Raw genomic sequence first — 23,105 nt, 5'->3', positions numbered from 1 at the left:
ACTTCGTGGTGGTGAACCGGTGTTGTCGAAGCGGAGCGGAGCGACACGGACCTGCGAGCCGCCCAGGGCTCGTTCGCTGCGGATGCAACGCCCCGAAGCGTGCCCGTCAACCACTGAAGCAAATCTCCGAATGCGAAGGACCAGGCAATGTCCACCATCCACTTCAAGGAAACGACGAACTCGACACCGGAGCAGTTCGTGGCAGCGCTCACCGATTTCGGGCCCGGCCGCTCCCAGGTGTTCGGCAACAGCGCCGACGAATACCTCGAGGTGCACAACCGCGGCAGCCGTGAAGCCGACGTCACGGAAGGCTCACACGGCATCTGGGAACGCCTGCACTACGACTGGTCGAACCCCGAACGTGTAGTCATGACGACCACCGACTCGAACGTATGGGGCGGCCACTCAGGTCACACCTACACCTTCCAGCGCCGGCCCGACGGGAAGACCGATCTGGATGTCGTCATCGTGCGCGAGGGCAAGAACCTCAAGGGCCGGGTCCTCGAAGTCGTGGTCGGGACCGTCGGCAAACGCGTCCTGCGACAGGCCCTCGACAAGACCGTCAAGGCTGTCGAAACCCGCGACAACGGCGTCTGAACGACTTACCCGACAGTCCCCCGCTGGTTCGGTCCGTCGTGTGTGAGAGTCTTGCGGCCCACGTTGTGGGCAGGAAGGCTCGATAGCGATGAGCACCAGGAAACGGCACACCCCTGAGCAGGTGGTGCGGAAGTTGACCGAGGCGGATCGGCTGCTCGGAGAAGGGTAAGGACGTCGCCGATGTGTGCCGGGTTCTGCAGATCACCGAGGCCACGTACTACCGGTGGCGCAACCAGTTTGGTGGGTTGAAGGCTGATGACGCCAAACGGTTGCAGGACCTCGAACGAATCACCGAGGTTTCCGCTGACTTCGGTGTCCCGATGATCGCAAGCAAAGGCGTCACCGAACGCTGAAATGAACCGTCGACTTCATCGGGGGTCGAGCCGCAGATCGTCGGCTTGGTCGAATTTCGCGAGGTCACGGCCGATGGGTTGCGTCACCCGAGCTGGCCAGGTGTGCGGCCGGACAAACCGCCCCGCACAGTCACCGCCCCGGTCACTGTGCTGCCGAGCTAGGGTTTCGTTTCCGACCATTCACTCGGCAGAGTGCGTCACCCACTCGAGGGCCGTGCCGCCCATCTCCTCGAACGCGCGGCAATTGGCTGGCCGGTCGTCGATGAGGAGCGCATCCGACCAGGCCAGTCCGGTCCTCTTCAGCCGAGGCCCGAAGAAGTATTCGGGGTCTTCGACCTTCAGTACTCCGATTTCGCTGGAGCTGAGTATGTCATCGAATTTCGCGGCGATGGTCTGCATTCTGGCTGGTGTCGCCGGTCGGTGATCGGTTCGCGCGGCGGCGGTGCGGAATGTGCTGGAGAACTGGTCGATGTTGTCGGTGGCCAGGACGACAGTCGTGTGGGACCGCGCTCGATGCAGGGCGTTGATGAGCGGCTGGTCGACGGGCATTGCGGCGCTGTCGTCTACGAGCTGGGTCAGCAGGAGGTCGACGTCCAGGTCACGGTGCTGGGTGGCGAGGTGGGTGAGGATATCGCGGGAGGTCCGTGTCCCGCACAAGTCGCGGCCCTCGCGGTTGCCGGGTGTGAACAGTCGATCCAGCTCGCGAGTGAGGATCGTGTGTGAGGAGTGACCGGGGTTGTCGGTGATGCTGTGCCAGAACGGCTTTCGGCACAGCACGCCATGCCAATCGCAGAAGATGACTCGCGGCTGGTCGCGCAGCCGCATGATCTTCTGAGCGACCCCGCATGTCCTTCGGTACCGGGACGGAAGACCGGTCGGCGTAGCGCGCATAGACAACCTCTTCGAGCGCATCAGGAAATTCCTTCCTTGGGCATCGTCGGTTGGGGTTTCCGCACATTGGGTACGCCACACGACGCTGACCTTCGTCGAGCGCGAGTTCGGAATGGCGGTCTCCAGCGCGTACGCCGGCCACCAAGTCAGGCCCGGGTCGGGTCCTACCACCCTCACCTACACCAAAGCCAGCCTGCTCGACGTCGTCGAGGCGCTCGTCGCCTTGACCGGCGAGGCCCATCCACTGCTTCCCATCGGCACGCGACACCCACTGTCGTCCAACGGTTGGCGCAAGCCCGGCGAGACCGACACGGTAGGGTAACGTGCTATGAACCCACTTTTGTGGCGAATTCGCTGCGGAATGGGTGTTCTAACGTCCGGAAGCTCCTTTTCGAAGGTAGCTCGGAGCCGGCCGACGAAGTGGTGTGTGCCATCCCTGCGATAGCTGAGAAATATCCGATAGCGATTCACGTACCCCCGGCCTTCCCCCGCAGAAGAGCTGCTACCGAGCCCTCGACACATGGCGAGATCTTGAACGGCCATCATTATGGCGTAGCCGAACAGAGAATGTCGGCCGGTGGCGATTTTTCCGCCATTTCTCCAAGGCCCGAAACTACATCTGTGTCCCGACCGCGGCGGCGGTGAACTTACGCCGCTCGCCGCTTCTTCACCCGCGTGTGACCGTCCAGCGAGAGGATGGGCCGGTGTGGCGGATATGCGTGGCAGGGGTTCTGGCGGCCGGTGTCCTGACGGTCGACGTGGCCCCGGGAGCGGCCGATGGTCCGGCCGCGTTCGACCTGCAAGCCCATCGGGGCGGGTTGGGGCTGGTGGCGGAGAATACGTTGCCCGCGTTCGCGAACGCGTTGGAGCTCGGGGTGAGCACGCTGGAGTTGGACGTGCAGATCACCGCGGACGGCTATGCGGTGGTCACGCACGATCGGGATCCGAATCCGGCGAAGTGCGTGGACACCACACCCGCCGTTCCTGGCGACCCGAAGTTCCCCTATGTCCCGGGAACCACCTACATCCGGGATCTGACCCTGGCTCAGGTCCGGACGATCGACTGCGGCTCGGTGCCGTCCGCCGAGCAACCCGAGCAGCGGAGAGCGCCGGGAGCGCGAATACCGTTGCTTGCGGAGGTTTTCGACCTGGTGCGCGCGTATCGCGCCGATCAGGTGAAGCTGAACATCGAGACCAAGGTCGAGGCAGCCGCCCCCGAGCAGACCGCGCCGCGTGACCAGTTCGTGGACGTCGTGGTGGCGGAAATCCGCCGGGCGGGAATCGGGCGGCAGGTCACCATCCAGAGTTTCGACTTCGGCACCCTCGTACGGCTGCGGGAGGTGGCGCCCGACCTGCCGATCATCGTCTTGACCGATGGTCAGCCGAAGTTGCGTGCGGGCGAACCCGGCGGCTCCCCCTGGCTGGGCGGCATGGATATCGACGACTTCCCGGGATCGTTGCAGGAAAAGTACGTCGCGGCGGCGGCCGCCATCGGCGCCGCCGCGGTCTCGCCGGTGCACGGCACTCCGCAGAACGCCACCGTCACCGCTCCGGACTACCAGCCTTTCACCACGGTGGACCTCGTCCGCGCCGCTCACCGCCGCGGCATGCGGGTGGTGCCTTGGACGGTCGATGACCGGCCCACCATGAACGCCCTGCTCGACCTCGGCGTGGACGGCCTGATCACCAACCGACCGGACGTGCTGCGCGCGTTGCTTTCCGACCGCGGGTATCGCCTGCCACCGGCCGGTCACCGCCCCTGACAGGTCCGTCGACCGGACCGCGGGGCGCTGCGTCGGTGCCGTCGCATTCGCACGCCGCGCCCGCTCAGCGGCCGGACCGACAGGTACCGGTGGTCAAGAAAGCGTTTTCAGCAGCTCGTCGGCCACGCCTGCGGAGGATGCCGGATTCTGGCCGGTGATCAGAGTGCGGTCCACGACGACCTTCGGGGCCCACGGATCGCCCTCGCGGAAGTCGGCTCCGATCGCGACGAGCCGGTCCTGCAACAACCATTCGGCCTTGTCCGCGAAGCCCGCCTGGGTCTCTTCGGCGTTGGTGAAGCCGGTCAGGGCGTAGCCCGCGAAGATGTTCGCTCCGTCTGCTCCCTTCGCGGCGAGTAGCGCCGCGGGCGCATGACACACCACCGCCAGCGGCTTGCCGGATGCCAGAATGTCGGCGAGCAACCGACCGGAGTCGGCGTCGACGGCGAGGTCTTCCATCGGCCCGTGCCCGCCGGGGTAGAACACCGCCGCGTAGTCGGCGAGGTCCACCCCCGCCAAGTCCACGGGGTTGTTCAGTTCGGTGCTCGTGCCGATCACGTGCGCTCGATGGTCGGCGTTCTCCTGACCGCCGTTGGCCTCGGGCGCGAGGCTGCTCTTGTCCACGGTCGGTACGACGCCACCCGGGGTGGCCACCACGATCTCGTAACCCGCCGCTTTCAGTTTCTCGAAGGGCACCACGAATTCCTCGGCCCAGAAGCCGGTCGGGTGCTGGGTCCCGTCGGCCAGAGTCCAGTGATCGGCTCCGGTCATCACGAAAAGGATTTTCGGCATGGTCTGTTGTCTCCTCGTCCGGAACCCGGTCGGCCGGGTTCGGTCATCGAGTCCTGTCACGCTGGTCCGAGTGCTGCCGGACGCCGACCCCGCACGCCGGGATCGTCAGCGACGACACTGTCCACGCTAGCCTTCCCGATCTTCGGGATACCAAAAGACCGGGTTCGCGGCCATTCCTGTTTCACTTTTCGCGCCGACGCGGCGATGCGGCGATGCGGCGGCCCCGATCCGGGAGGTGCGTGCCACACAACGCCACACCCCCCGCCTGACCTGGGGTTGTATTCGGGCCATACTGGACCGGTGACTGAGATGGGACAACGCGAGCGGGAGACTGCACGCAGGATGCTCGGCGGTTGCCCCGATATCGGCAGCTTTCGATTCTGGTTCGCAGACCAGCGGTGGGAATGGTCCGAGGAAGCCGCAGGGATCTTCGGGTACGCCCCGGGCGAGGTCGAGCCGTCCACCGAACTCTTGCAGACCCACCAGCACCCCGACGACCGCCAGCGGGTCGCCGAGGCCCTCGCCGACGCCATCGAGACCGCGACTCCGTTCTGCACCCGCCACCGGATCATCGACACCGAGGGCGAGACGCACGACGTGATCGTCATCGGCGACCAGCTGTTCGACGAGCAAGGCACTGTGGTCGGCTCCGCCGGTTACTTCATCGACGTCACCCAGACACTCGAGGGCAACCTCCAGGAAGCCCTCGACGACCTGCTGCCCGACGTGATCGACGCGCGCGCGGTGATCGAACAGGCCAAGGGCGTCCTGATGTTCGTCTACGGCGTCAACGCCGATCAGGCGTTCCGGGTGCTGCGGTGGCGCTCGCAGGAGACCAATGTCAAGATCCGCACGCTGGCCGAGCAGCTCGTCACCGACGTCGTCGCGATGGGCGGTGCGCTGGTTCAGCAACGCACCCGCTTCGACCATCTGCTGCTGACCATCCACCAGCGGGTGGCGCCCCCGGAACCCGTTGCGGACTAGCAACGATTCCGCCGCCTCGCCCACGACGCTACGGCCCTCGCTTCCGACCACTATCGTGTACGCACTGTCAGTGATCGGAATAGTTGAGGAGAACCGATATGGGACGTTTTGTCCCTCGTGTGTTGACCGCAGCGGTTTGTGTGGGATGGGGCGGTATCTGCATGGCCGGCCTCGCGCCGACCGCCGCGGCCGCGCCCTCGATCTACGAACCGAGCGTCACCCCGTGCGGTCACCTGTTCACAACCCCGCTCGAACCCGGCCGCCCGGGTACGAGCACCTATTGGAGCCCGTTCGGCACTGCCGACATCGTCTGCTATGACGTCGGTTCGCTGCCGGTGACCTACTACCAGCGTGACCCCGCGGGACAGTGGCACGTGATGAACCAACTGATCCCGGGCAACTACTTCATCAACATCTTCGGCTACGGCCACCTGCCCGCATAACGGTCGACACCCCCTGTGCCAGGCCTGGGTCGCTGATCAGCACCGCGGGCCTGGCAGGTCGGCGCACAATCGGCTCCCTGTCGGCGAGGGTGCTGGATGCGATGTCCGGCATGGTCGTTCAGGACCGCCCGCCCCGGCGAGATCCAGATGCTCACGTACTACCGGTTTTCCCGGTTCCGGGCGACAGACTTCTCGGTCCTCGTCGTGGGCGGTCGAGGCGCCGGGCCCGGTAGCGTCTGTGACGTGGCGGCGGTAGCCGGCTCGAGCACGGCAGCGGTCGGGGACTCGACGGTATGCGCCGACGCGCCGCCGAGCTGGGCGGACGATTCGAGGCAGGCCCTTCCACTGCTGGCGGCTTCCGCGTCGCGGCATGGCTTCCGGTCCAGTCGTAGCCGAGATGAGCAGGTTTCGGATCGGACCGCATGGCACCCGAGGCGAGATCCGCGCTCGGCGTTGCACCGATCACGTCGCGGCCGACGCCATCACCCGCTGACCGGTAGTCCTTTCGACGGTGGTCTCCGACTTTCGACAGAGGCCAATACACCCCTGCAAGGGGATGTTCCCGCGGCGGCCACAGGAAACACTGGAATCACGTCATACGGGATCCCGTGGCGTGAATGCTCAGCGAAACAAGGAGTCGACCGATGCAACAGCAGGAATGGCGGGGGACGGTTGTCGAGAAGTCGCGCGGGTTGTTCGACGGGGCGAACCTGTACCGGCGCTTGACCGTCCGGCTATCGGACGGCAGTACCGTGAAGGTCCGGGTCGACCGGAAACTGTGGAGAACAGTGCAAGCCGGTGATTCGGTGACCAAGCACGTGGGAGCCGATCCGGTGAAGGACTGACGCGCCCGCAGGCCGGATCAGCACACTCGGAGGATTGGATGCTCGCCATGAATCGGCCGCCGCGACAGGCGGGCACCCGGCAGACCGGACGGCGGCGGGGATGACCGTCACCGTACTGGTCGCCGATGATCAGGCTCTGGTCCGCACCGGGCTCCGGATGATTCTGCAAGCACGCGAGGACATCCGGGTCGTCGGCGAGGCCCGGGATGGGGAGGAAGCGGTACATCTGGCCGCGCAGACACTGCCCGACGTCGTGCTGATGGATCTGCGGATGCCGCGCGTCGACGGTGTGCAGGCGACGCAACGCCTCGCGAGGTCGAGGTCCTCACCCTCATAGCGCAAGCGGCCTCCAACGCCGAGATAGCGGCGAAACTGGTTGTCACCGAAGGCACGGTGAAGACCCATGTCTCGGCGATCCTGCGCAAGCTCGGCCTGCGGGATCGAGTGCAGGCGGTGGTGCTCGCCTATGACATCGGCCTGGTCCGGCCCCGGCGTTCCTCGAGTCCGTAACGCCGGGGCAGTGGAAGCGTTCTCGACGCCGTCTTACCGGCCCTGCCACCGATCTCCGCGAGGCACAAACCGCCTGGCCAGGGCGTAACTTGCCGCCGATCCATGCCGGATCCTGTCGTTATCTACCCGACCGATTGTCGTCGCAGGGACGCCTTTCGTCGTAGCGCCGACATCCAGGGTCTCGCATGCGCGAGACGACGTCGCTACGGACCGCGTTGCTCAGCCTATGCTCGCCGATTCTTCCGCGCGAAGCGCGGCGATCGTCGCGCGCAGGGACTCCGCGGTCGGTGTCGGTTCGATGCCGAAGGCCGCGGTCGCGGCGGAGGAATCGATGACGAACGGGCGATCGAACTGGTAGCGCAGCTCGCGGGCGTTGGGATCGAACAGCCCTGCGGCCCACAGCATCGCGGCGGGCATCCGGCTCACGCGCGCGGGCGGCGCGTCCGCCACCGTCGCGGCCAGTCCGGCCAGTTCACGGATGGACATGGGCGGCGCGGTCGGCGTGTGCCATGCTCGGCCCCACGCACTTTCGTCGGCGGCGACCGCGACCAGCGTGCGAGCGGTGTCACCCACGTCGGTCCAGCTGTGCGCGGCGTCCGGATCGGCGGGGAACTGCGCGCGGCGCCCCGAGAGCACGGCGGGCAGCGCCACCATGGTGAACGCCGATTTCGCTCCCGCGCCGAGGTAGTCCGATCCGCGCACCTCGGCGGCGCGGACGCGGCCCGCGTCGTGCGCGGCCAGCGCCTCGGCCCATATTTCCGCCCGAACCCGCCCCTTCACGCTGTTGGGGCGTAGTTCGTGCCGCTCGCTGATCGGGCCGTCGACCTGCCCGTAGCCGTACAGGTTCCCGACGCTGAGCAGCGCGGCGCCGGTCGCTTCCGCCGCCCGCAACGCGGCGGCGGCCAGCGGCGGAAAGTCGGTCGCCCAGCGATGATACGGCGGCTGAGCGCACTGGAAGACGACCTCCGCGCCCTCGCAGTGCGGGATCAATGCCTCGGAATCGGTGGCGTCGGCGGCGACGCGCTCGATCAGCGGGTGGTCCGGACCGCTACCGCGCCGGGTGATCACACGCACCCGGCTGCCGCGTGCGGCGAGCAACTGGGCCGTGGCCGTTCCGACCGGACCGGCTCCGATGACGACGTGCAGGGACATGGCATTACCAACCTGTCTGACGCTCTTTATAGAGAACACTGCTCTCTCATTGACAGCTAGAGCCTAAGTCAGAACGCCTATCCGAGTCAAGAACACTGTTCACAATCCGTGCGGATGTTCTCCCCTCCGTCCTTTGTTCCCTACACTGGGAGGAATGTCCGCCCAGTCACTGCGCGCCCGCGTCCGCTCCGAGATGATCGAGGAGATCAAGGCGGCCGCGCGCAAACGGTTGGCGGTGGACGGCGCGAACTTGTCCCTGCGCGGGGTCGCCCGGGACATGGGGATCGTCGCCTCGGCGCTCTATCGGTATTTCCCGAGCCGCGACGACCTGCTGACCGCGTTGATCATGGAGGCCTACCAAGCGCTCGCCGCCGAAGCCGAAGTCGCGGACACGAGGCTGCCTGCCGCCGATCTGCGCGGCCGGTGGATGGCGGTGTGCTCGTCCGTGCGGGGCTGGGCGCAGGCTCATCCGGCCGAATACGGCCTGCTCTACGGCACTCCGGTGCCCGGATACGACGCTCCGGACGACACCGTGGCCCCCGCCGCGGCCGTGGTCTTCCGGCTTGTCGCCATCGCGCAGGCGGGTGCGGAAAAGCTGACGCCGCCGCCGCTTTCGTCCGCGCTGCCCGCACCCGTGCACGCCGACCTGCGCCGGCTGATCGAGCAGCAGTCCTCCGACTTGCCCGAGGACGTGCTCGACCGGGTCTTCGCGGCGTGGACCCAGCTGTTCGGCCTGCTCAACTTCGAGGTCTTCGGGCGGCTCAACGGCATCATCGATGCCCGCGCCGACTACTTCGCCCACCACATGAACGTGATGGCCGATCTGGTCGGCCTGCCGTAACCCCGGATTCAGGCTCTCACGACGTACTCCGCACCGTCGCAAGCGTCCCGGCCCCAAACGAAACCGGCTCCGCATGCCCCGACCGGCTCACCTGCGGCGATCACCTGGCGGCGTGTCCGCACCGGAGTGCGGCTACCGCGATCCGGGCAGCGCTACGGTGACAGCACCGAGATTCTCCGCGTTCCATTCGCCCGACGAAAATCACTCATTCGTGGAGGAACATTGCCGAGCTCGTTCACCCGCAGGGGTTTTCTCTCCAGTGCGGCCACCTCGGCGACGGCCGCGGCCGCCGTCTCGACCGGAGCCGCTCCGGGCAGAGCGCGTGCCGACACCGATCCGGACAAGCCGAACATCCTGGTGATCATCGTGGATGAGATGCGGACGCCCGTGTGGTTTCCCGATCAGCAGACGTTGGACACCGTCCTGCCGAACATCGCCCGGATCCGCCGGGGCAGTGTGTCGTTCGAGAATCACTACACGGCGGCCAACGACTGCACGCCCGCTCGCGGCTGCCTGCTGACCGGCCTCTACGCGCAGCAGACCGGGGTCATGGTCGTGTCGGAGTCGACCTTGTCGCCCCTGTTCCCGACGTGGGGATCGATGCTGCGCGACCACGGCTACGACACCACGTACTGGGGCAAGTGGCATCTCGGCAGCTACCCGGATCGCACGCCGGGCGCGCTGGAAGCCTACGGTTTCCACGGCGGCACCTATCCCTCCCCGAACGGCGCGCCGGGGCAAGGGCTGCAAGCGGACCCGAAGATCGTCGACCAGTTCGCCGACTGGTTCCACAACGATTCCGGCGCCGCGCCATGGTGTACGACGGTGTCGCTGGTCAACCCGCACGACATCCAGTGGTGGCCGCGCTGGACCCGGCGCGACCAATTCAACGCCGACATCCCGCGGTGGATGAACGAACTGCCGCCCAACTTCGAATCCCTCGAACAGCTTTCGCGCAAGCCCCGCCTGCAGATGGCGCTGGTCGAGGTCTCGGCGGTGGCGTTCGGGGTGGCGCCCTACGGGACACCGGAAGCCATGCAGGCCTGGATCGAGATGCGCAACCTGTATCTGTGGGCGCAGCAGCAGGTCGACATCCAGATCGGCCGCGTGCTCGACACCTTGCACTCCCGTCCCGATGTCGCCGCCAACACCGTCGTCGTCTTCACCTCCGACCACGGCGATTACGCCGGTTCCCACGGCCTGCACGGCAAAGGCGGCGCCGCCTACGACGAGGCGCTGCGGGTGCCGCTCTACGTACACGACCCGCGCGGATACCTGAGCCCGGTGGACGGCACGACCACCAGGGACCAGCTCACCTCCAGCGTCGACTTCACTCCACTACTGCTCACCATCGGCACCGGCGGCAACGAATGGCGCGGTGACGGACGCTACGAACATCTCAGCGGACGCTTCGACATCGCCGCGCTCTGCCGCGACGCGGGCGCGGCGGGCCGCCCGTGGGTCGCACACACGACCGACGAGGCGTCGATCGAGGAAGCCGCGATCCTGTTCAACCAGGACGCCCCCGGCCACGTCGCGATGGTGCGCACCGCCGAGGCGAAGTTCGCGTCCTATTCCCAATGGGTGCACGGCCGGATCCAGATCGATCCGACGCGCGAGCAGGAGTTCGAACTCTACGACTACAGCACCGACGGCGGCCGGCTCGAACTCGACAACCAGGCGGCGACCGGGAATCCGCTGCGCGGCGACATGGAACCGCTGCTCGACAACGTCATCCGCACCGAGATCCAGCAACCGCTGCCGCCGTATCTGCGGGCCGCCCAGGACGAAGGTATCGGCGACTACATCTCGGCGCAGACGAACATCTTGGTCCAAGCCGAACGAATCGGCAACGCCCTGCTGGATGCCGTGCCGAAACCGTCCTGACTCCTACAGCAGACCCCGTAATTGCAGGTCCGTCGCGTATTTCTCGATGAGCTCCCGGGATATCTGCGGAATATCGTGCTCGGCGCCGATTTTCGCCGCTCGGACGGCGGAGCGGAATCTCTCCGCGGGAAGTGCCGAGCCGCGAACGGCCGGGGCCGGTCGCCGATACGCGTGCAGCAGGGGCAGCACGGAGGCCTGGCGCTGCCATTCCGGGAGCGCGCGCAGGGCGGTCTCGAACCGGGTGAACCACTCCTGGTAGTCGGCGATCCGCTCGATCCGGTGGCCCGCGGCGATCAGCCAATCGACGAACTCGTCGAGCGAGCGGCCGTCGTCGTGCGGGTTGAGCACATCGAAACTCTGGAAGCCGGTGCCGGCCGTCGCGCCGAGGGCGGTGATCGCGTCCGCGGTGAAATCGGCGGGCAGGCCGTCGTAGTGGGCGCGCGAGCGGTTGCCGTCGGCGTCGGTGCGGTAGAAGGAGAACGGCGCGATCCCCGTGACGATCAGGCTCAGCAGCAGCCGGGTGAAGATATCCGGCACATTGAGCTGGCCGGCGTAGCGCCGGTCGGCGAGGATCATGTCCGACCGGAACACCGCCACCGGCAGTCCGCACAGGTCGTTGGCCTCCCGCAGCAGCACCTCACCCGCCCACTTGCTGTTGCCATAGCCGTTGGCGTAGCTGTCGTCCACCGCGCGGACCGGGCTGATCTCGCGAATGTCCCCGTCCTCGGCGAAGACGGCCGGATCGATCTGCGCGGCCACGGCGACCGTGGACAGATAGGTGAACGGCTTGAGCCGCGTGGTGAGGGCGAGGCGGATCAACTCCGCGGTGCCGACCACGTTCGGGCCGAACAGTTGCCGGTACGGCAGCACGTGATTGACCAGCGCGGCGGGATGCACGATCAGGTCGACGCGGTCGGCCAGCCGATCCCACGTCCGATCGTCCAGGCCGAGGTTCGGCTCCCCGATATCGCCGGGGATCACCTCGAGGTGCGCGGCGGCCAGCTCGCGGAATTCCCGGACCAGCGTGGGATCTCCGGTGTCGAAAGCGCTGTCGAGGCGTTGGCGCGCCGCGGCGGCGTCGGAGCCACGGACCAGGCAGACGAGTGTGCCCGCGGTGTCGTGCATCCGCCGCAGCCACTCCAGGCACAGGAAACGCCCGAGATAGCCGTTCGCGCCGGTGAGCAGCACCGTCCGCGCGGTCTCCGTGGGGCGCGGCAGCGACGGCGCCGCGGCGAGCGTGCGGGCGTCGAGGAACTTGTCGAGCGTCAGATCGGCGGCACGCACCTGCGGCCCGGCACCGTGCACCGTGGTGTACGTGGCGCCTCGTCCGCCCGAGACACGCACGGCCGCGATGTAGTCCGCCACCTCGCGCAGATTGTTGGCCGGGCTGATCACCACCGACACCGGCACCTCGACATCGAAGATCTCGTGCAGCAGGTTCGACAGCGACAGCGCCGACAGCGAATCACCGCCGAGATCGGTGAAGTGCGCGTCGGGACGCAGATCGGCGTCCGCGCAGCCCAGCACGGCCTTCGCCGCGCGGCTCACCGTTTGGAGCACGGGCAGATCGACCGCGGTGCGGCGCAGATCGAGCAGTTCGTTCGCCTGCCCGGCGTCCAGGTCGGCGTACAGCTGCCGCAAGCGCGGCTCGTACCGCTCTTTCAGCTTGGGGCGAAGCAACTTTCCGATGCCCGACAGCAAACCGTTGGCGGTGGTGAACGGCTCGGGCTCGATCAGGAAATCGCGCGGGATCTCATAGGATTGCAGTTCGGCGTCCTTGGCGAGTTGTCGCAGCGATTCGCTCAGCGCCGTCTTCATCTTCTCGAGGTCGCCCCAACCGAGCACGTCCACGGTGGGCACGATCACGGCCAGGAGATACGCACGTTCGCTGCTGCCGTACACGAAGATCTGCTGGATCAGCGGACTGGTCGCATAGATCGCCTCCAGGTGCGAGACCGCGACGAATTCACCCTGGGAAAGCTTCAGCACGTTGTTGCGCCGATCGACGTAGACCAGGCGATCCGGGGCGAGTTCGGCGACGATGTCGCCGGTCTTGTAGAAGCCCTCGTCGTCGAAGATCTCGGCGGTGAGCTCCGGCCGCTCGTAGTAGCCGGAGATCAGGGTGGTGCTCTTCAGCAGCAGCTCACCACGCGGATGCGGTTTGTCGGTCCGGAAGTAGCCCAGCTCGGGGACGTCGGCGAGCTTGTAATCGAGCACCGGCGGCCGCTGCACCCGTTCGTCGATGACGACGACGCCGCCCGCCTCGGTGGACCCGTACCCGTCGTGCAGTTCCAGCTCGAGCACCGACTCGACGAACGATTTCATCTCCGCCGACACCGGCGCGCTTCCGCAGATCGCCATGACCATGCGTCCACCGAGGAAGCGCTCGCGCAGTTCGGTTTTCACCTGCGCTTCCAGCGCGACCCGGTCGACGCCCGGCCCGTCGCGCCGATCCACCTCGCCCCGGAAGCGCTGGAAGATCATGTCGCACACCCGTGGAACGAAGAACAGCTCGGTGGGCCGCGCCAGCGCGATGTCGTCGAAGAGCGTGGACATATCGCTCTCGGCGGTGAAATAGGCGGTGCCGCCGCGGGCCAGTACGCCGGTCAGCGACCCGCGACCGGCCACGTGGCTCATCGGCATGTAGTTGAGGTTGATCGCGGCGACATCGCGCCGGTTCACCCATCCCCTGGCGACCAGCCGCTGGGAGTACATCGCCCCCTTGGGGGTCCCGGTGCTGCCCGAGGTGTAGATCAGCAGCGCCAGCGGGTCCGCACCCGGCTCGGCGACGAACAGCGGCGCGGGCGGCAGCGACCTACCTCGCGCGAGCACCTCCTCGAGCGGTTCCACGAGCACGGAGCTGCCCGCCTCGGCCAGGCGGGCGCGGGCCGCTTCGAACGCCGAGCGCTGGTCGTCGTCACCCGGGTGGTAGTCGAAGACGATCAGCCGTTGCGGCCCGGCCTGCGACAGCGCACACGTCACCGCGGCGTCGAGCAGCTTCGGCGTCGCGGCGAGCACCCGCGGCGCGGTCTCCCCGACGATCGCCGACAGCTGGGCGACCGGCGCACTGGATTGCAGCGGAACCGCGACCAGCCCCAAGTGGATGCAGGCCAGGTCGAGAGTGGTGTAGTCGCTGCTGGTGAAGCCGAGAATGCCGACGAAATCGCCCGCTCGGAGCGGCTCGCGCGCATCACCGTGCCATGCGGCGGCCACGGCGCGCACGCGCTCCCACAGCTCGCCGTAGGTGATCGTGTCGAACTCCGGCAGCAGGCTCAGCGTCGTGCGGCCGGTCTCTCCGGTGCGGAGTTCGGTCGCGCGCGTGCCGAGGGCGGGCCGGTCGGCGTAGCCGACCATGACCGTCTCGACGATCTGGGCGAGCCCCGCGCCGGGCTCGCGAAGCTTCTCGGCGACCTCCGCACGCGGGGTGGCGTCGCGAATGTCGTCGTTTTCGGCGTACAGCCGGGTGATGCGGCGCATGAGCCGCTCCCCGCGTGTTTCGAGTGCCACGACGACCTCCTTCGTCCGGAACGCGCGTTCACCAAACACGTTAGCTCGCCTAAGTACTTCGGGCGGGCGATAGCGGAGGTAAGCGTCTGTGACACCGGACACAGTGCCGGATATGTCCCAAAATGGTCCGGTATTCCCTTGCGGCACACGCTCAGCCTGGTGCTGCCGGTACCAGTGTCAACGGGCTCCTGTTACCGGTGCACGCCGCACCGCATGCTCGGAGCATGACACAGACCATATCGCCGGGTCCGGCGGCGGCAACGACGCCCGCCGCCGCTCCGGCCGCCTCACCCGCCGCGCTGGGAGCGCGGCACTCGCTCGCCGTCCTGGCCGTCATCCTCACCGGCCAGTTCATGGCGGTGCTCGATTCCTCCATCGTCAACGTCGCGATCCCCTCCATCCGGGGTTCGCTGCACACCAGCGGCGCGGCCCTGCAGCTGATCGTCGCCGGCTACGTCATCGCGTACGCCGTCCTGCTGGTCACCGGCGCACGGCTCGGCGACCGGTTCACCCAGCGCCGCACGTTCGTCGCCGGACTGGCGCTGTTCACCCTCGCCTCGCTGGCTTGCGGACTGGCCTGGAACGAGACCTCGCTGATCGTCTTCCGATTCGCCCAGGGCGTCGGCGCGGCCGCGATGGTGCCGCAGATCATGACGCTCATCCAGCGCACCTTCACCGGTCATGCCCGCGCGCGGGCGCTGAGCGTCTACTCGGCCATCATCTCCGGCGGCATGGTCGCCGGGCAGGTGCTGGGCGGACTGATCGTCAACGCGGACCTGTTCGGCAGCGGCTGGCGCGGAGTGTTCCTGGTGAACGTGCCGATCGGCGTCGCGCTGCTGGTCGCGGCGCCGCGCATGCTGCCGCCCTCGGCCCGGCGCCTGGAGCGGCGGCTCGACCTGCCCGGGCTGGCCACGCTCACCGCCTCGGTGCTGTTGCTGGTGTTGCCCCTGGTGCTCGGGCGCGAGCTGGATTGGCCGATGTGGTCGTGGATCGCGTTGATCGCCAGCGCGATCGGCTTCGCGCTGTTCGTGGTGATCGAGCGAATCGTCGCCTCCCGTGGCGGCGAACCCCTGTTCGCGCGGGCGGTGCTCACCGCGCCCGGCCTGGTCTCCGCCGCGGTCGCGTTGTTCGTGATCATGGCGACCTTCGGCGGCTGGATGTTCGTCATGGCGATCCACTTGCAGAGCACGCTCGGCTACAGCGCCCTGCACGCGGGCCTGCTGTTCGTCCCGCTCGGCGTGACCTTCGCCGTCGCCAGCCTGAACTGGGAGCGCATCCCGGCTCGTTTCCACCCGGCGATGATCCCGCTGGGGCTGGTTCTCGGCGCGGCGAGCATGGTGACCCTCGGCGCGCTGCTGCGCGACGGCGCCGAGGTCGGTCCGCTCGCGCTGACACTGCTCGGCTTGTGCGGCGCGGGCAACGGCATCGCGTTCAGTCCGCTCATGACCCGCACGCTGGCCAAGGTCCCGACGACTTCGGCCGCGGACGCGAGCGGCATCCTGGTGACCAACGTGCAACTGGGCATCGTGGTCGGGATCGCCACCTTCGGCTCGCTGTTCCTCGGCCTCGCGGGCAGCACGGTGACCAGCGCGGCGCACGCGCTGGGCGGCACCGCGATCGCCGAGGGCAGCACGGTCCTGGTGGCGGCGGCTTTCGCGGCACGCGCCGCGCGGTAGCCGGCCCGCCGTTCGACGACCTTCGAATCATCGCGAGTCAAACCATCGCGAATCGCCGCCGCCGCCGCGCATCCTCACCAATGGGTGCGCCGTCGGTGGCCCGAACCGGATCGTGCCCGGCTCGGGCCACCGCTCCCGGCGGCGGCTCGGTGGCTCGCGGGACGAAAGAAGGTGTCGGATGGGCGTTTTCGCGCTCGGCGTAGAACTCGACGGAGAGGGGTTCCGCCCCGAGGCATGGCGGCGAGCCACGCACACACCCGACCGCCTGCTCACCGCGGACACCCTGCGCGCGCGGGTGGCCGCAGTCGAGAACGCCGGATTCACACTGGCCACGTTCGCCGACTCGATCCTGCCGGAGCACCACATTCCCGGTCGCATCGACGCGGTGACCCGGGCGTCTTTCGTGGCGGCCACGACCAGCACGATCGGCCTGGTGCCCACCGTCGCCACCACCTACGCCGAACCGTTTCACACGGCATCGCAGGTGGCGTCGCTGGATTACGCCTCGCGCGGGCGGGCCGGATGGATCGCCGAGCGCGTCGACGACCCGCGCGCCGCCGCCACCTGGGGGCGCCGGCCGGTAGCAGGGGACGCCGACCTGGCTCGCGAGCAACGGGATTCGATCGAGGTGGCCCGTCGCCTGTGGGATTCCTGGGAAGACGACGCGGTGATCCGCGACTACACCAGCGGGCGTTTCCTGGACCGGAACAAGCTGCACTACATAGATTTCCAGGGCGAGACCTTCTCGGTGAAGGGCCCGGCCATCGTGCCGCGCCCGCCACAAGGTCAGCCGGTGGTGTTCGGCGCCGAAGGCCCGGTCGACGTCCGGTTCGTCGCCGCCGATTCCGTCGCGGCGGCCGCCGAGTCAGCGGCCGCGGCGCGCTCGGCCGGGGATTCGCTGGTCTTCGCCGAGGTCGAGGTCACCCTGGATGTCTCCGGTGTTCCTGCCGCGCAGCGATTCGGCGAAGCCTCCGCTTCGCCGGGCCGACTCGGGTTCTCCGGTTCGGCCCGGGGATTGACGGATCTGCTGACCGATCTCAGCGACCACTTCGACGGCGTGCGGCTGCACCTCGCGGTGATCGACGAGGACCTGCCCGTGCTCGCGCGCGAGGTCCTGCCCGCCCTGTTGCGCACCGGGGTCGCGCATCGCCCTGTTCCCGGTTCGACGCTGCGCGCCAACCTCGGCCTGACCCGCCCCGCCAACCGCTACGCGACCACACGCTGATCGTCAGGAGATCGTTTCCGTGACCGACTTCCCGCGCCCCGACGCACAAGTGCACTTCGGCGTCTTCTTCCAAGGCGTGAACCACACCACGATCTGGTCCGACCCGTCCAGCGGCTCGCAGATCGATTTCGAAACCTTCCGCCGGGTCGCGCAGACCGCCGAGCGCGGCCTGTTCGACGCCTTCTTCCTCGGCGAGGGCCTGCGCCTGCGCGAACAGGACGGCTCGATCCTGGAACTGGATATCGCGGGCCGCCCCGACGCGATCACCCAGCTCGCCGCACTGGCGGGCATCACCCGGCACATCGGCCTGGTGGCCACCCAGAACACCACCTACAACGAGCCCGCCGACCTGGCTCGCAAACTCAGCGGCCTGGATCTGCTGTCCGGCGGTCGCGCGGGCTGGAACGCGGTCACCACGGACAACGCGTGGACCGGCGCGAACTTCCGGCGCGGTGGATTCCTCGATCACGCCCAGCGTTACGAGCGCGCCGCGGAGTTCGTCGCGACGGTACGGGCGATCTGGGACGCCTGGGACGACGGCGCGATCGCCACCTCGCAGCACAGCCCGTCGTGGGCGCGCGCCGAGGCCATCCATCCGGTCGTGCGCACCGGCCCGCACTTCGACGTGACGATCACCCCCACGCTGCCGCGCAGCGCTGGAGGCCATCCGGTGATCTTCCAGGCAGGCGACTCACCCGCCGGTCGCGATTTCGCCGCCGCGCATGCCGATGTCATCTTCTCCAGGCACGGAACGCATTTCGACGACGCACTCGCCTTCGCCACCGACATCCGCGCACGCCTGCGCGCGGCGGGCCGCCCGGACGACGACATCCGAATTCTGCCCGGCACGCAGATCATCCTCGCGGAGAAGGAGTCCGAGGTGGAGGAAAAGGTGCGCTGGGTGAAGAACGGCCAGTACACCGGCCAGACCGCTTTGTCACTGGCCGGTCAGATCTGGGGCCGCGACCTGTCCGGACTCGACCCGGACGGCCCGCTGCCCGCGGACGATCCCCAGCCACGACCGATCTCGGAAACCCGCGGCGCCCCCCGCTCCGGACAGGACCCGCTCACCATCGCCCGCGAATGGCGAGCCAGGGCCGAGGCGGAGAACCTCTCCCTGCGGGAAGTGGTGATCGCCTCCACCGAACGCTCCGGCTTCGCAGGCACCCCCGCCCAGGTCGCCGACGAACTGGCCCGCTGGGTCCGCCACGGGGCCACCGACGGCTTCAACATCTCCCCCTACCTGGTCCCCACCGGCCTGGACGAGATCGTGAACTGGCTCGTCCCCGAACTCCAGGATCGCGGCGTCTACCGCACCGAGTACACCGGCACCACCCTGCGTGACCACCTCGGCTTACGCGAGCCCCTCACCCGGCGATCCTGACGCCGACGTCGTCGAGCGGCACATCGCCGAGAGGATGCGCCACGCGTGCCGGGCTTGGGAGGCCGACCGCTCATGAATTGCGGGCCGAAGCGAGCGGAGCCGCCGTCCCCGGGTGGACGACGGCTCCGATTCTCGCGACTGCTTCAGAGCACGGCTTCGATGGCCGCGACCAGTTCCGGCGCCTCGGGGGTGGTGCGCGGGCGGAAGCGGCCCGCGACCTTGCCGTCGCGGTCGATCAGGAACTTCTCGAAATTCCACTGGATGTCGCCCGCGTTGCCTTCGGCATCGGGGGTCTCCACCAACTGCTGGTAGAGGGCGTGGCGCTGGTCACCGTTGACGTCGGTCTTCTCCAGCAAGGGGAAATCGACGCCGTAGGTGGTGGAACAGAACTCCTGGATCTCCTCGGCGGTGCCCGGCTCCTGGCCCATGAACTGGTTGCACGGCACGCCGACCACGCTGAGACCGCGCGGACCGAAGGACTTGTGCAGCTCGACCAGACCGGAATACTGCGGCGTCAGGCCGCATTTCGAGGCCACGTTGACCAGCAGGACAGCGCGGTCGCCGACCAGGTCGGCCAGCGTCGTCGATTCGCCGGACAGCGTGCGTAGCGGAACTTCTCGAAGACTCATGCGTATCCGTTCTCGATGCCGTGGATCCACCCCGACGGCCACGCTACCGGATCGGCGGAGGCTGTGACCGTTGCGGGCGCGGCGGTTCCCGCAGGGGAACCGCGCTCAGCGCAACCTGGTTCGGCGCATCAGCCGCAGCGACGTCAGGGTCATCTTCAGCTGCTTGTCGTAGGGCTGACCTGCCCGCGCGGCGAGCACCTGTTTCTTGAGCACGCCGACGTTCACCGTGTCGGTGTACTTCAGCAGGCCCTGGTCACCGTGCCGGGTGCCGACACCGGACTGCTTCACGCCACCCGATGGCGTGCCTTTCGCGGCGTAGGTCGCGACGAAACCGTCGTTGATGTTGATATTGCCCGCCTGCAACCGGGCGGCGATCCGCTCGGCGTGCGCGAAGTCCCGGGTCCAGACGCTGGCGTTCAAGCCGTAGTCGGTGGCATTGGCCAGGCGCACCGCCTCCTGCTCGTCGTCGAACGGGTACACGGTGACGACCGGGCCGAAGGTTTCCAGCGTCGCGTGGGTCATCTCGGGGGTCACCCCGGTCAGCACGGTAGCCTCGTAGAACGCCGGACCGACGTCGGGCCGCGCCTGCCCGCCGACGTGCACGGTGGCCCCCTTCGATCGCGCGTCCTCGACGTGGGCGGCGACCCGTTCCAGGTGCTGCGGGGAGACGAGGGAGCCGAACTCCGGCGTGTAGTCGTAGGCCGCGCCGATCTTTCCGTTCAATTCCGCCGCGGCGGCGACCAACCGGCGGAGGAACTCGTCATGGATGGAGCGGTGCACGTAGATCCGCTCGATGTGCATACACGCCTGCCCCGAGTTGGCGAACACCGCGAACACCGCGCCGGGAACGACCTCGTCCAGGTTCGCGTCGGCGAGCACGATCATCGGATTCTTGCCGCCCAACTCCAGGCTGCACCCGATGAGGTTGCGACCGGCCTGCTCGCCGACGATCCGGCCGGTGGCGGTCGAGCCGGTGAACATGACGAAGTCGACGTTGTCGATCAGGGTCGGCCCGATATCGGGTCCTTCACCACAGACCACCTGCACCAGACCGCGGGGCAACCCCGCCCGGTGCAGCAGCTCGACACCGAAGAGCACGCACAGCGCGGTCTTGTTGTCCGGCTTCAGCACCACGCCGTTGCCTGCCATCAGCGCGGGCATGGCGTCGGACAGCGCGATGGCGAAGGGAAAGTTCCACGGCGCGATCACCGCGACGAGCCCTTTGGGACGGTGCTGCTCGGTGGAGGTGGTCAGCAGGGGCATCGGGCCGCCGCGCCGCTTCGGCCGCAGCACCCGGCGCGCGGTCTTGAGATAGTGGCTGACCACCATGGGCACGTCGCAGGATTCCTCGACCGCCATGCGACGGGTCTTACCGCATCCGATCTGGATGAGATCGGCGATGGTCTCCACTTCGCCGAGCATCAGCTCGTGCAGCCGCTCGAATACCCGCAGTCGTTCCCGCAGTGGCTGCGCGGCCCATTCCGTCTGCGCCGTCCTGGCCTTGGCGCACGCGCGCAGGACGTCCTGCGGGGTCGACTGCGGAAGCGCACCGACCGGCGCGCCGGTGTAGACCTCGGTCATCTCGAACGGGGCCGCGCTACCGTCCGCGGCGACCAGGCCGGTCAGCCGGGTGATCAGCTCCCCGGTGATCCTGGCGGGCAGGGCGCCCGCCGCCTTGTCGGTGTGTGCTGTGCTCATCGGATCATCTCCATGACGTCGGACATCGCCGCAGGTGCCGGGCCGGACAGTGCGCCTGAATTAGAACACGTTCCGGTTTCGGATTCATCGTATTCGTCCCCGCCCGCCCTGCCTACCCGCCGCGCGCGAAGAATTCCGCTCACTCGTCCGCGGCGATCGTCAACGCCTGGGTGGGGCAATAGCGGACCGCGCGCTGCACGTCGGCCCGTGCTCGCGGGTCGGCGACGGCATCGAGGATCTCCACTTTGCCGCGCTTGGGGACGTGGAACACCTCGGGTGCCTCGTCCTGGCACACGGCATGTCCCTGACACAGATCCAGATCGGCCAGCACTCGCATCGTCGCTCCTTACTGTTCGTTCGATCCCGGGTCGTCCGCGAGCGGACGCACCGGCGCCTCGGGCTGCACCTCGACGAGCACCAGGTGTGCGCCGCGCGGCGTGGACACCACCGCCACCACCGCGGCGGCCAGGTCGCCGGCGCGCAGCATGTACGGGTGCCTGGCGAAGCCCCAGGCCTTCCAGTCCTCCAGCACCGGGCCGACGATCTCGGGCGTGGAGTCCATGCCCATACCGGTCAGGGTCGGGCCGGGCCGGACCTGCGACAGGCGAATGCCGGTGCCCTCGAGCTCCATGCGCATCTGCGTGGCCATCGCTTCCAGACCCGCCTTGGCGGCACTGTAGGCGCCGGTGCGCGGACGCGGTTCGGATGCGCAGTCCGAGCTGATCAGCACCACGTCGCCGCGCTGCCTGCGCAGCATGCCGGGCAGCACCCGGTGCACGAGGCGCTGCGCGCCGACGAGATGCACCTGCACCTGGCGCACGAACCGTTCCGGATCCATCGCGAATGCCTGTCCGAACTCGATGTCGCCCGCGCTGGACACCAGGATCTCGGTGGGGCCGAGCGCTTCTTCGGCAGCGCGCACGAACTCGTCGACCGAGTCGGGCTCGGTGACATCGAGGCGGTGGGCGAAGGCTTCACCGCCGTTGGCGCGGATCTTGTCCGCCAGTTCGGCGCACTGCTCGGCGCGGCGGGCGCCGAGCGCGACCGGGTGACCCAGCTCGGCCAAGGCCACGGCGGTGGCCGCGCCGATCCCGGAGGAGGCGCCGGAGACGAGCGCGGGCCTGCGCTCGGGATGGGGTGCGAATCTTGGCATTATCGGGTCTCCACGGTGATGGGAAGGTGGGCGAACCCACGCACATTGGACGAATGAACACGTGCGATCCCGGATTCGATGACGTCGTAGGACCGCACTCGGGAGCCGAACTCGTGCAGGGCGACGGTCGCTTCCAGCCGCGCCAGGTGCGCACCCAGGCAGAAGTGCACTCCCGCACCGAAACTCACCAGCCCGGATTTGTCGGCACGATCGATACGGAAACTGTCACCGTCGTCGAACACCGCGGGATCACGATTGGCCGAACCGATCAGCAGCAGCACCTTCGCTCCCGCCGGGATCACCCCGTCGTGGTAGGCGAGGTCTTCCGTCGCGGAACGCGCGATCATCTGACTGGAGGTGTCATAGCGCAGCGTCTCCTCCACCCAATCACCCACGAGGTCGGGATCCGCGACGACCTTCGCGTACTCCCCCGGGTTACGCGCACCCCAATACAAGGCATTGCCCAGCAATTTCGTGGTGGTCTCATTCCCTGCCACCACCATCAAGAACAAGAAACCGATGATCTCCTCATCGGCGAGTGTGTCACCGTCGATCTCGGCATCCAGCAACGCCGAGGTCAGATCATCCCGCCGGGCACGCCGACGCTCGGCCACCATCTCGGCGTAATAACCCAGCAACTTCATCGACGCTTCCGCCGCCGCCATCGGGACATCCAGCACACTGTCCTCCCGGTGCACCACCAGATCCGCCAACCGGCGGATCTCCACCCGATCGCCCGCCGGAACCCCCATCAGCTCGGAGATCACATCCATCGGCA

General features: G+C 67.9%; 20 protein-coding genes and 2 pseudogenes. 13 read left to right on the top strand and 9 right to left on the bottom strand.

The window, feature by feature from the left end:
* Positions 1 to 147 precede the first annotated feature (147 nt).
* From ACGF7Y_RS21150 to ACGF7Y_RS21140, 3 genes and pseudogenes are all read left to right on the top strand, one after another.
* On the top strand, positions 148 to 597 hold the full coding sequence (locus tag ACGF7Y_RS21150; protein WP_393236210.1) for a hypothetical protein: 450 nt from the start codon (positions 148 to 150) through the stop codon (positions 595 to 597).
* 88 nt (positions 598 to 685) lie between these two features.
* Positions 686 to 884: pseudogene (locus ACGF7Y_RS21145) on the top strand (transposase); the annotation flags it as partial.
* 102 nt (positions 885 to 986) lie between these two features.
* Positions 987 to 1,112, top strand: a complete 126-nt coding sequence (locus ACGF7Y_RS21140) for a hypothetical protein (protein WP_393236479.1) — start codon at positions 987 to 989, stop codon at positions 1,110 to 1,112.
* Positions 1,113 to 1,130: 18 nt separating this feature from the next.
* Here the strand turns inward: ACGF7Y_RS21140 and ACGF7Y_RS21135 are convergent, their stop codons facing one another.
* On the bottom strand, positions 1,131 to 1,862 hold the full coding sequence (locus ACGF7Y_RS21135; RefSeq protein WP_393236209.1) for a hypothetical protein: 732 nt from the start codon (positions 1,860 to 1,862) through the stop codon (positions 1,131 to 1,133).
* A gap of 698 nt (positions 1,863 to 2,560) precedes the next feature.
* On the opposite strand from ACGF7Y_RS21135, the gene ACGF7Y_RS21130 reads away from it, so the two are divergent.
* On the top strand, positions 2,561 to 3,604 hold the full coding sequence (locus ACGF7Y_RS21130) for a glycerophosphodiester phosphodiesterase family protein (protein WP_393236207.1): 1,044 nt from the start codon (positions 2,561 to 2,563) through the stop codon (positions 3,602 to 3,604).
* A gap of 93 nt (positions 3,605 to 3,697) precedes the next feature.
* Here ACGF7Y_RS21130 and ACGF7Y_RS21125 read toward each other — a convergent pair whose 3' ends face one another.
* Positions 3,698 to 4,393 (bottom strand): type 1 glutamine amidotransferase domain-containing protein, encoded by a 696-nt coding sequence (locus ACGF7Y_RS21125; RefSeq protein WP_393236205.1) that lies wholly within the window; start codon positions 4,391 to 4,393, stop codon positions 3,698 to 3,700.
* Between the two features lie 309 nt (positions 4,394 to 4,702).
* On the opposite strand from ACGF7Y_RS21125, the gene ACGF7Y_RS21120 reads away from it, so the two are divergent.
* The 4 genes and pseudogenes from ACGF7Y_RS21120 to ACGF7Y_RS21105 all read left to right on the top strand — a co-directional run bounded on the left by ACGF7Y_RS21120 (position 4,703) and on the right by ACGF7Y_RS21105 (position 7,175).
* A complete protein-coding gene (locus tag ACGF7Y_RS21120; protein ID WP_393236478.1) occupies positions 4,703 to 5,377 on the top strand; it encodes a PAS and ANTAR domain-containing protein in 675 nt (224 codons plus the stop codon).
* Between the two features lie 161 nt (positions 5,378 to 5,538).
* Positions 5,539 to 5,820: a hypothetical protein gene (locus ACGF7Y_RS21115; RefSeq protein WP_393236203.1), complete on the top strand. Its 282-nt coding sequence runs from the start codon at positions 5,539 to 5,541 to the stop codon at positions 5,818 to 5,820.
* 644 nt (positions 5,821 to 6,464) lie between these two features.
* Positions 6,465 to 6,665, top strand: a complete 201-nt coding sequence (locus tag ACGF7Y_RS21110; protein ID WP_393236201.1) for a hypothetical protein — start codon at positions 6,465 to 6,467, stop codon at positions 6,663 to 6,665.
* A gap of 100 nt (positions 6,666 to 6,765) precedes the next feature.
* A pseudogene (locus tag ACGF7Y_RS21105) lies at positions 6,766 to 7,175 on the top strand (response regulator transcription factor).
* Between the two features lie 219 nt (positions 7,176 to 7,394).
* Here ACGF7Y_RS21105 and ACGF7Y_RS21100 read toward each other — a convergent pair.
* Positions 7,395 to 8,327 (bottom strand): NAD-dependent epimerase/dehydratase family protein, encoded by a 933-nt coding sequence (locus ACGF7Y_RS21100; protein WP_393236199.1) that lies wholly within the window; start codon positions 8,325 to 8,327, stop codon positions 7,395 to 7,397.
* A gap of 154 nt (positions 8,328 to 8,481) precedes the next feature.
* Here ACGF7Y_RS21100 and ACGF7Y_RS21095 point away from each other — a divergent pair, with 154 nt between their 5' ends.
* Positions 8,482 to 9,168 (top strand): TetR/AcrR family transcriptional regulator, encoded by a 687-nt coding sequence (locus tag ACGF7Y_RS21095; protein ID WP_393236197.1) that lies wholly within the window; start codon positions 8,482 to 8,484, stop codon positions 9,166 to 9,168.
* Positions 9,169 to 9,390: 222 nt separating this feature from the next.
* Entirely contained in the window at positions 9,391 to 11,055 is a 1,665-nt protein-coding gene (locus ACGF7Y_RS21090) for a sulfatase-like hydrolase/transferase (RefSeq protein WP_393236195.1), read from the top strand.
* 3 nt (positions 11,056 to 11,058) lie between these two features.
* On the opposite strand, the gene car is transcribed toward ACGF7Y_RS21090, so the two are convergent.
* Positions 11,059 to 14,532 carry a carboxylic acid reductase gene (gene car / locus ACGF7Y_RS21085; protein WP_393236477.1) on the bottom strand — a complete coding sequence of 1,158 codons (3,474 nt, stop codon included), beginning with the start codon at positions 14,530 to 14,532 and terminating at the stop codon, positions 11,059 to 11,061.
* Positions 14,533 to 14,786: 254 nt separating this feature from the next.
* On the opposite strand from car, the gene ACGF7Y_RS21080 reads away from it, so the two are divergent.
* The 3 genes from ACGF7Y_RS21080 (at position 14,787) to ACGF7Y_RS21070 (ending at position 18,847) form a co-directional block, all read left to right on the top strand.
* Positions 14,787 to 16,238 carry an MFS transporter gene (locus tag ACGF7Y_RS21080; protein WP_393236193.1) on the top strand — a complete coding sequence of 484 codons (1,452 nt, stop codon included), beginning with the start codon at positions 14,787 to 14,789 and terminating at the stop codon, positions 16,236 to 16,238.
* A gap of 178 nt (positions 16,239 to 16,416) precedes the next feature.
* Entirely contained in the window at positions 16,417 to 17,463 is a 1,047-nt protein-coding gene (locus ACGF7Y_RS21075; protein WP_393236191.1) for an LLM class flavin-dependent oxidoreductase, read from the top strand.
* Positions 17,464 to 17,482: 19 nt separating this feature from the next.
* The gene (locus ACGF7Y_RS21070; protein WP_393236190.1) at positions 17,483 to 18,847 is read left to right on the top strand and encodes an NtaA/DmoA family FMN-dependent monooxygenase; all 1,365 of its coding nucleotides are present in this window, start codon (positions 17,483 to 17,485) and stop codon (positions 18,845 to 18,847) included.
* A 143-nt stretch (positions 18,848 to 18,990) separates the two neighbouring features.
* Here ACGF7Y_RS21070 and ACGF7Y_RS21065 read toward each other — a convergent pair whose 3' ends face one another.
* The 5 genes from ACGF7Y_RS21065 to ACGF7Y_RS21045 all read right to left on the bottom strand — a co-directional run.
* Positions 18,991 to 19,476 (bottom strand): glutathione peroxidase, encoded by a 486-nt coding sequence (locus tag ACGF7Y_RS21065; protein WP_393236188.1) that lies wholly within the window; start codon positions 19,474 to 19,476, stop codon positions 18,991 to 18,993.
* A gap of 105 nt (positions 19,477 to 19,581) precedes the next feature.
* The gene (locus ACGF7Y_RS21060; protein ID WP_393236187.1) at positions 19,582 to 21,174 is read right to left on the bottom strand and encodes a succinic semialdehyde dehydrogenase; all 1,593 of its coding nucleotides are present in this window, start codon (positions 21,172 to 21,174) and stop codon (positions 19,582 to 19,584) included.
* 139 nt (positions 21,175 to 21,313) lie between these two features.
* Positions 21,314 to 21,511 carry a ferredoxin gene (locus ACGF7Y_RS21055; protein ID WP_393236186.1) on the bottom strand — a complete coding sequence of 66 codons (198 nt, stop codon included), beginning with the start codon at positions 21,509 to 21,511 and terminating at the stop codon, positions 21,314 to 21,316.
* 9 nt (positions 21,512 to 21,520) lie between these two features.
* Positions 21,521 to 22,327: an SDR family oxidoreductase gene (locus ACGF7Y_RS21050; protein ID WP_393236184.1), complete on the bottom strand. Its 807-nt coding sequence runs from the start codon at positions 22,325 to 22,327 to the stop codon at positions 21,521 to 21,523.
* Positions 22,327 to 23,105 (bottom strand): cytochrome P450 (locus tag ACGF7Y_RS21045; protein ID WP_393236182.1); only part of this gene is annotated, 779 nt, incomplete at its 5' end. The genes ACGF7Y_RS21050 and ACGF7Y_RS21045, both read right to left, overlap by 1 nt.

It is taken from the genome of Nocardia sp. NPDC047654 (assembly GCF_043205035.1).
Lineage (GTDB): Bacteria > Actinomycetota > Actinomycetes > Mycobacteriales > Mycobacteriaceae > Nocardia.
The sequence above is the reverse complement of the archived record's forward strand: the minus strand, read 5'-3'. Positions and strand labels throughout refer to the sequence as shown.

Bases quoted from the DNA above. Each gene is read 5' to 3' on its own strand.
- ACGF7Y_RS21060 (WP_393236187.1), bottom strand. From the start codon at position 21,174: ATGAGCACAGCACACACCGACAAGGCGGCGGGCGCCCTGCCCGCCAGG.
- ACGF7Y_RS21125 (WP_393236205.1), bottom strand. From the start codon at position 4,393: ATGCCGAAAATCCTTTTCGTGATGACCGGAGCCGATCACTGGACTCTG.
- ACGF7Y_RS21080 (WP_393236193.1), top strand. From the start codon at position 14,787: ATGACACAGACCATATCGCCGGGTCCGGCGGCGGCAACGACGCCCGCC.
- ACGF7Y_RS21115 (WP_393236203.1), top strand. From the start codon at position 5,539: ATGGCCGGCCTCGCGCCGACCGCCGCGGCCGCGCCCTCGATCTACGAA.
- ACGF7Y_RS21135 (WP_393236209.1), bottom strand. From the start codon at position 1,862: ATGCGCTCGAAGAGGTTGTCTATGCGCGCTACGCCGACCGGTCTTCCG.
- ACGF7Y_RS21110 (WP_393236201.1), top strand. From the start codon at position 6,465: ATGCAACAGCAGGAATGGCGGGGGACGGTTGTCGAGAAGTCGCGCGGG.
- ACGF7Y_RS21120 (WP_393236478.1), top strand. From the start codon at position 4,703: ATGGGACAACGCGAGCGGGAGACTGCACGCAGGATGCTCGGCGGTTGC.
- ACGF7Y_RS21065 (WP_393236188.1), bottom strand. From the start codon at position 19,476: ATGAGTCTTCGAGAAGTTCCGCTACGCACGCTGTCCGGCGAATCGACG.
- ACGF7Y_RS21075 (WP_393236191.1), top strand. From the start codon at position 16,417: ATGGGCGTTTTCGCGCTCGGCGTAGAACTCGACGGAGAGGGGTTCCGC.
- car (WP_393236477.1), bottom strand. From the start codon at position 14,532: ATGCGCCGCATCACCCGGCTGTACGCCGAAAACGACGACATTCGCGAC.
- ACGF7Y_RS21050 (WP_393236184.1), bottom strand. From the start codon at position 22,327: ATGCCAAGATTCGCACCCCATCCCGAGCGCAGGCCCGCGCTCGTCTCC.
- ACGF7Y_RS21055 (WP_393236186.1), bottom strand. From the start codon at position 21,511: ATGCGAGTGCTGGCCGATCTGGATCTGTGTCAGGGACATGCCGTGTGC.
- ACGF7Y_RS21100 (WP_393236199.1), bottom strand. From the start codon at position 8,327: ATGTCCCTGCACGTCGTCATCGGAGCCGGTCCGGTCGGAACGGCCACG.
- ACGF7Y_RS21095 (WP_393236197.1), top strand. From the start codon at position 8,482: ATGTCCGCCCAGTCACTGCGCGCCCGCGTCCGCTCCGAGATGATCGAG.
- ACGF7Y_RS21150 (WP_393236210.1), top strand. From the start codon at position 148: ATGTCCACCATCCACTTCAAGGAAACGACGAACTCGACACCGGAGCAG.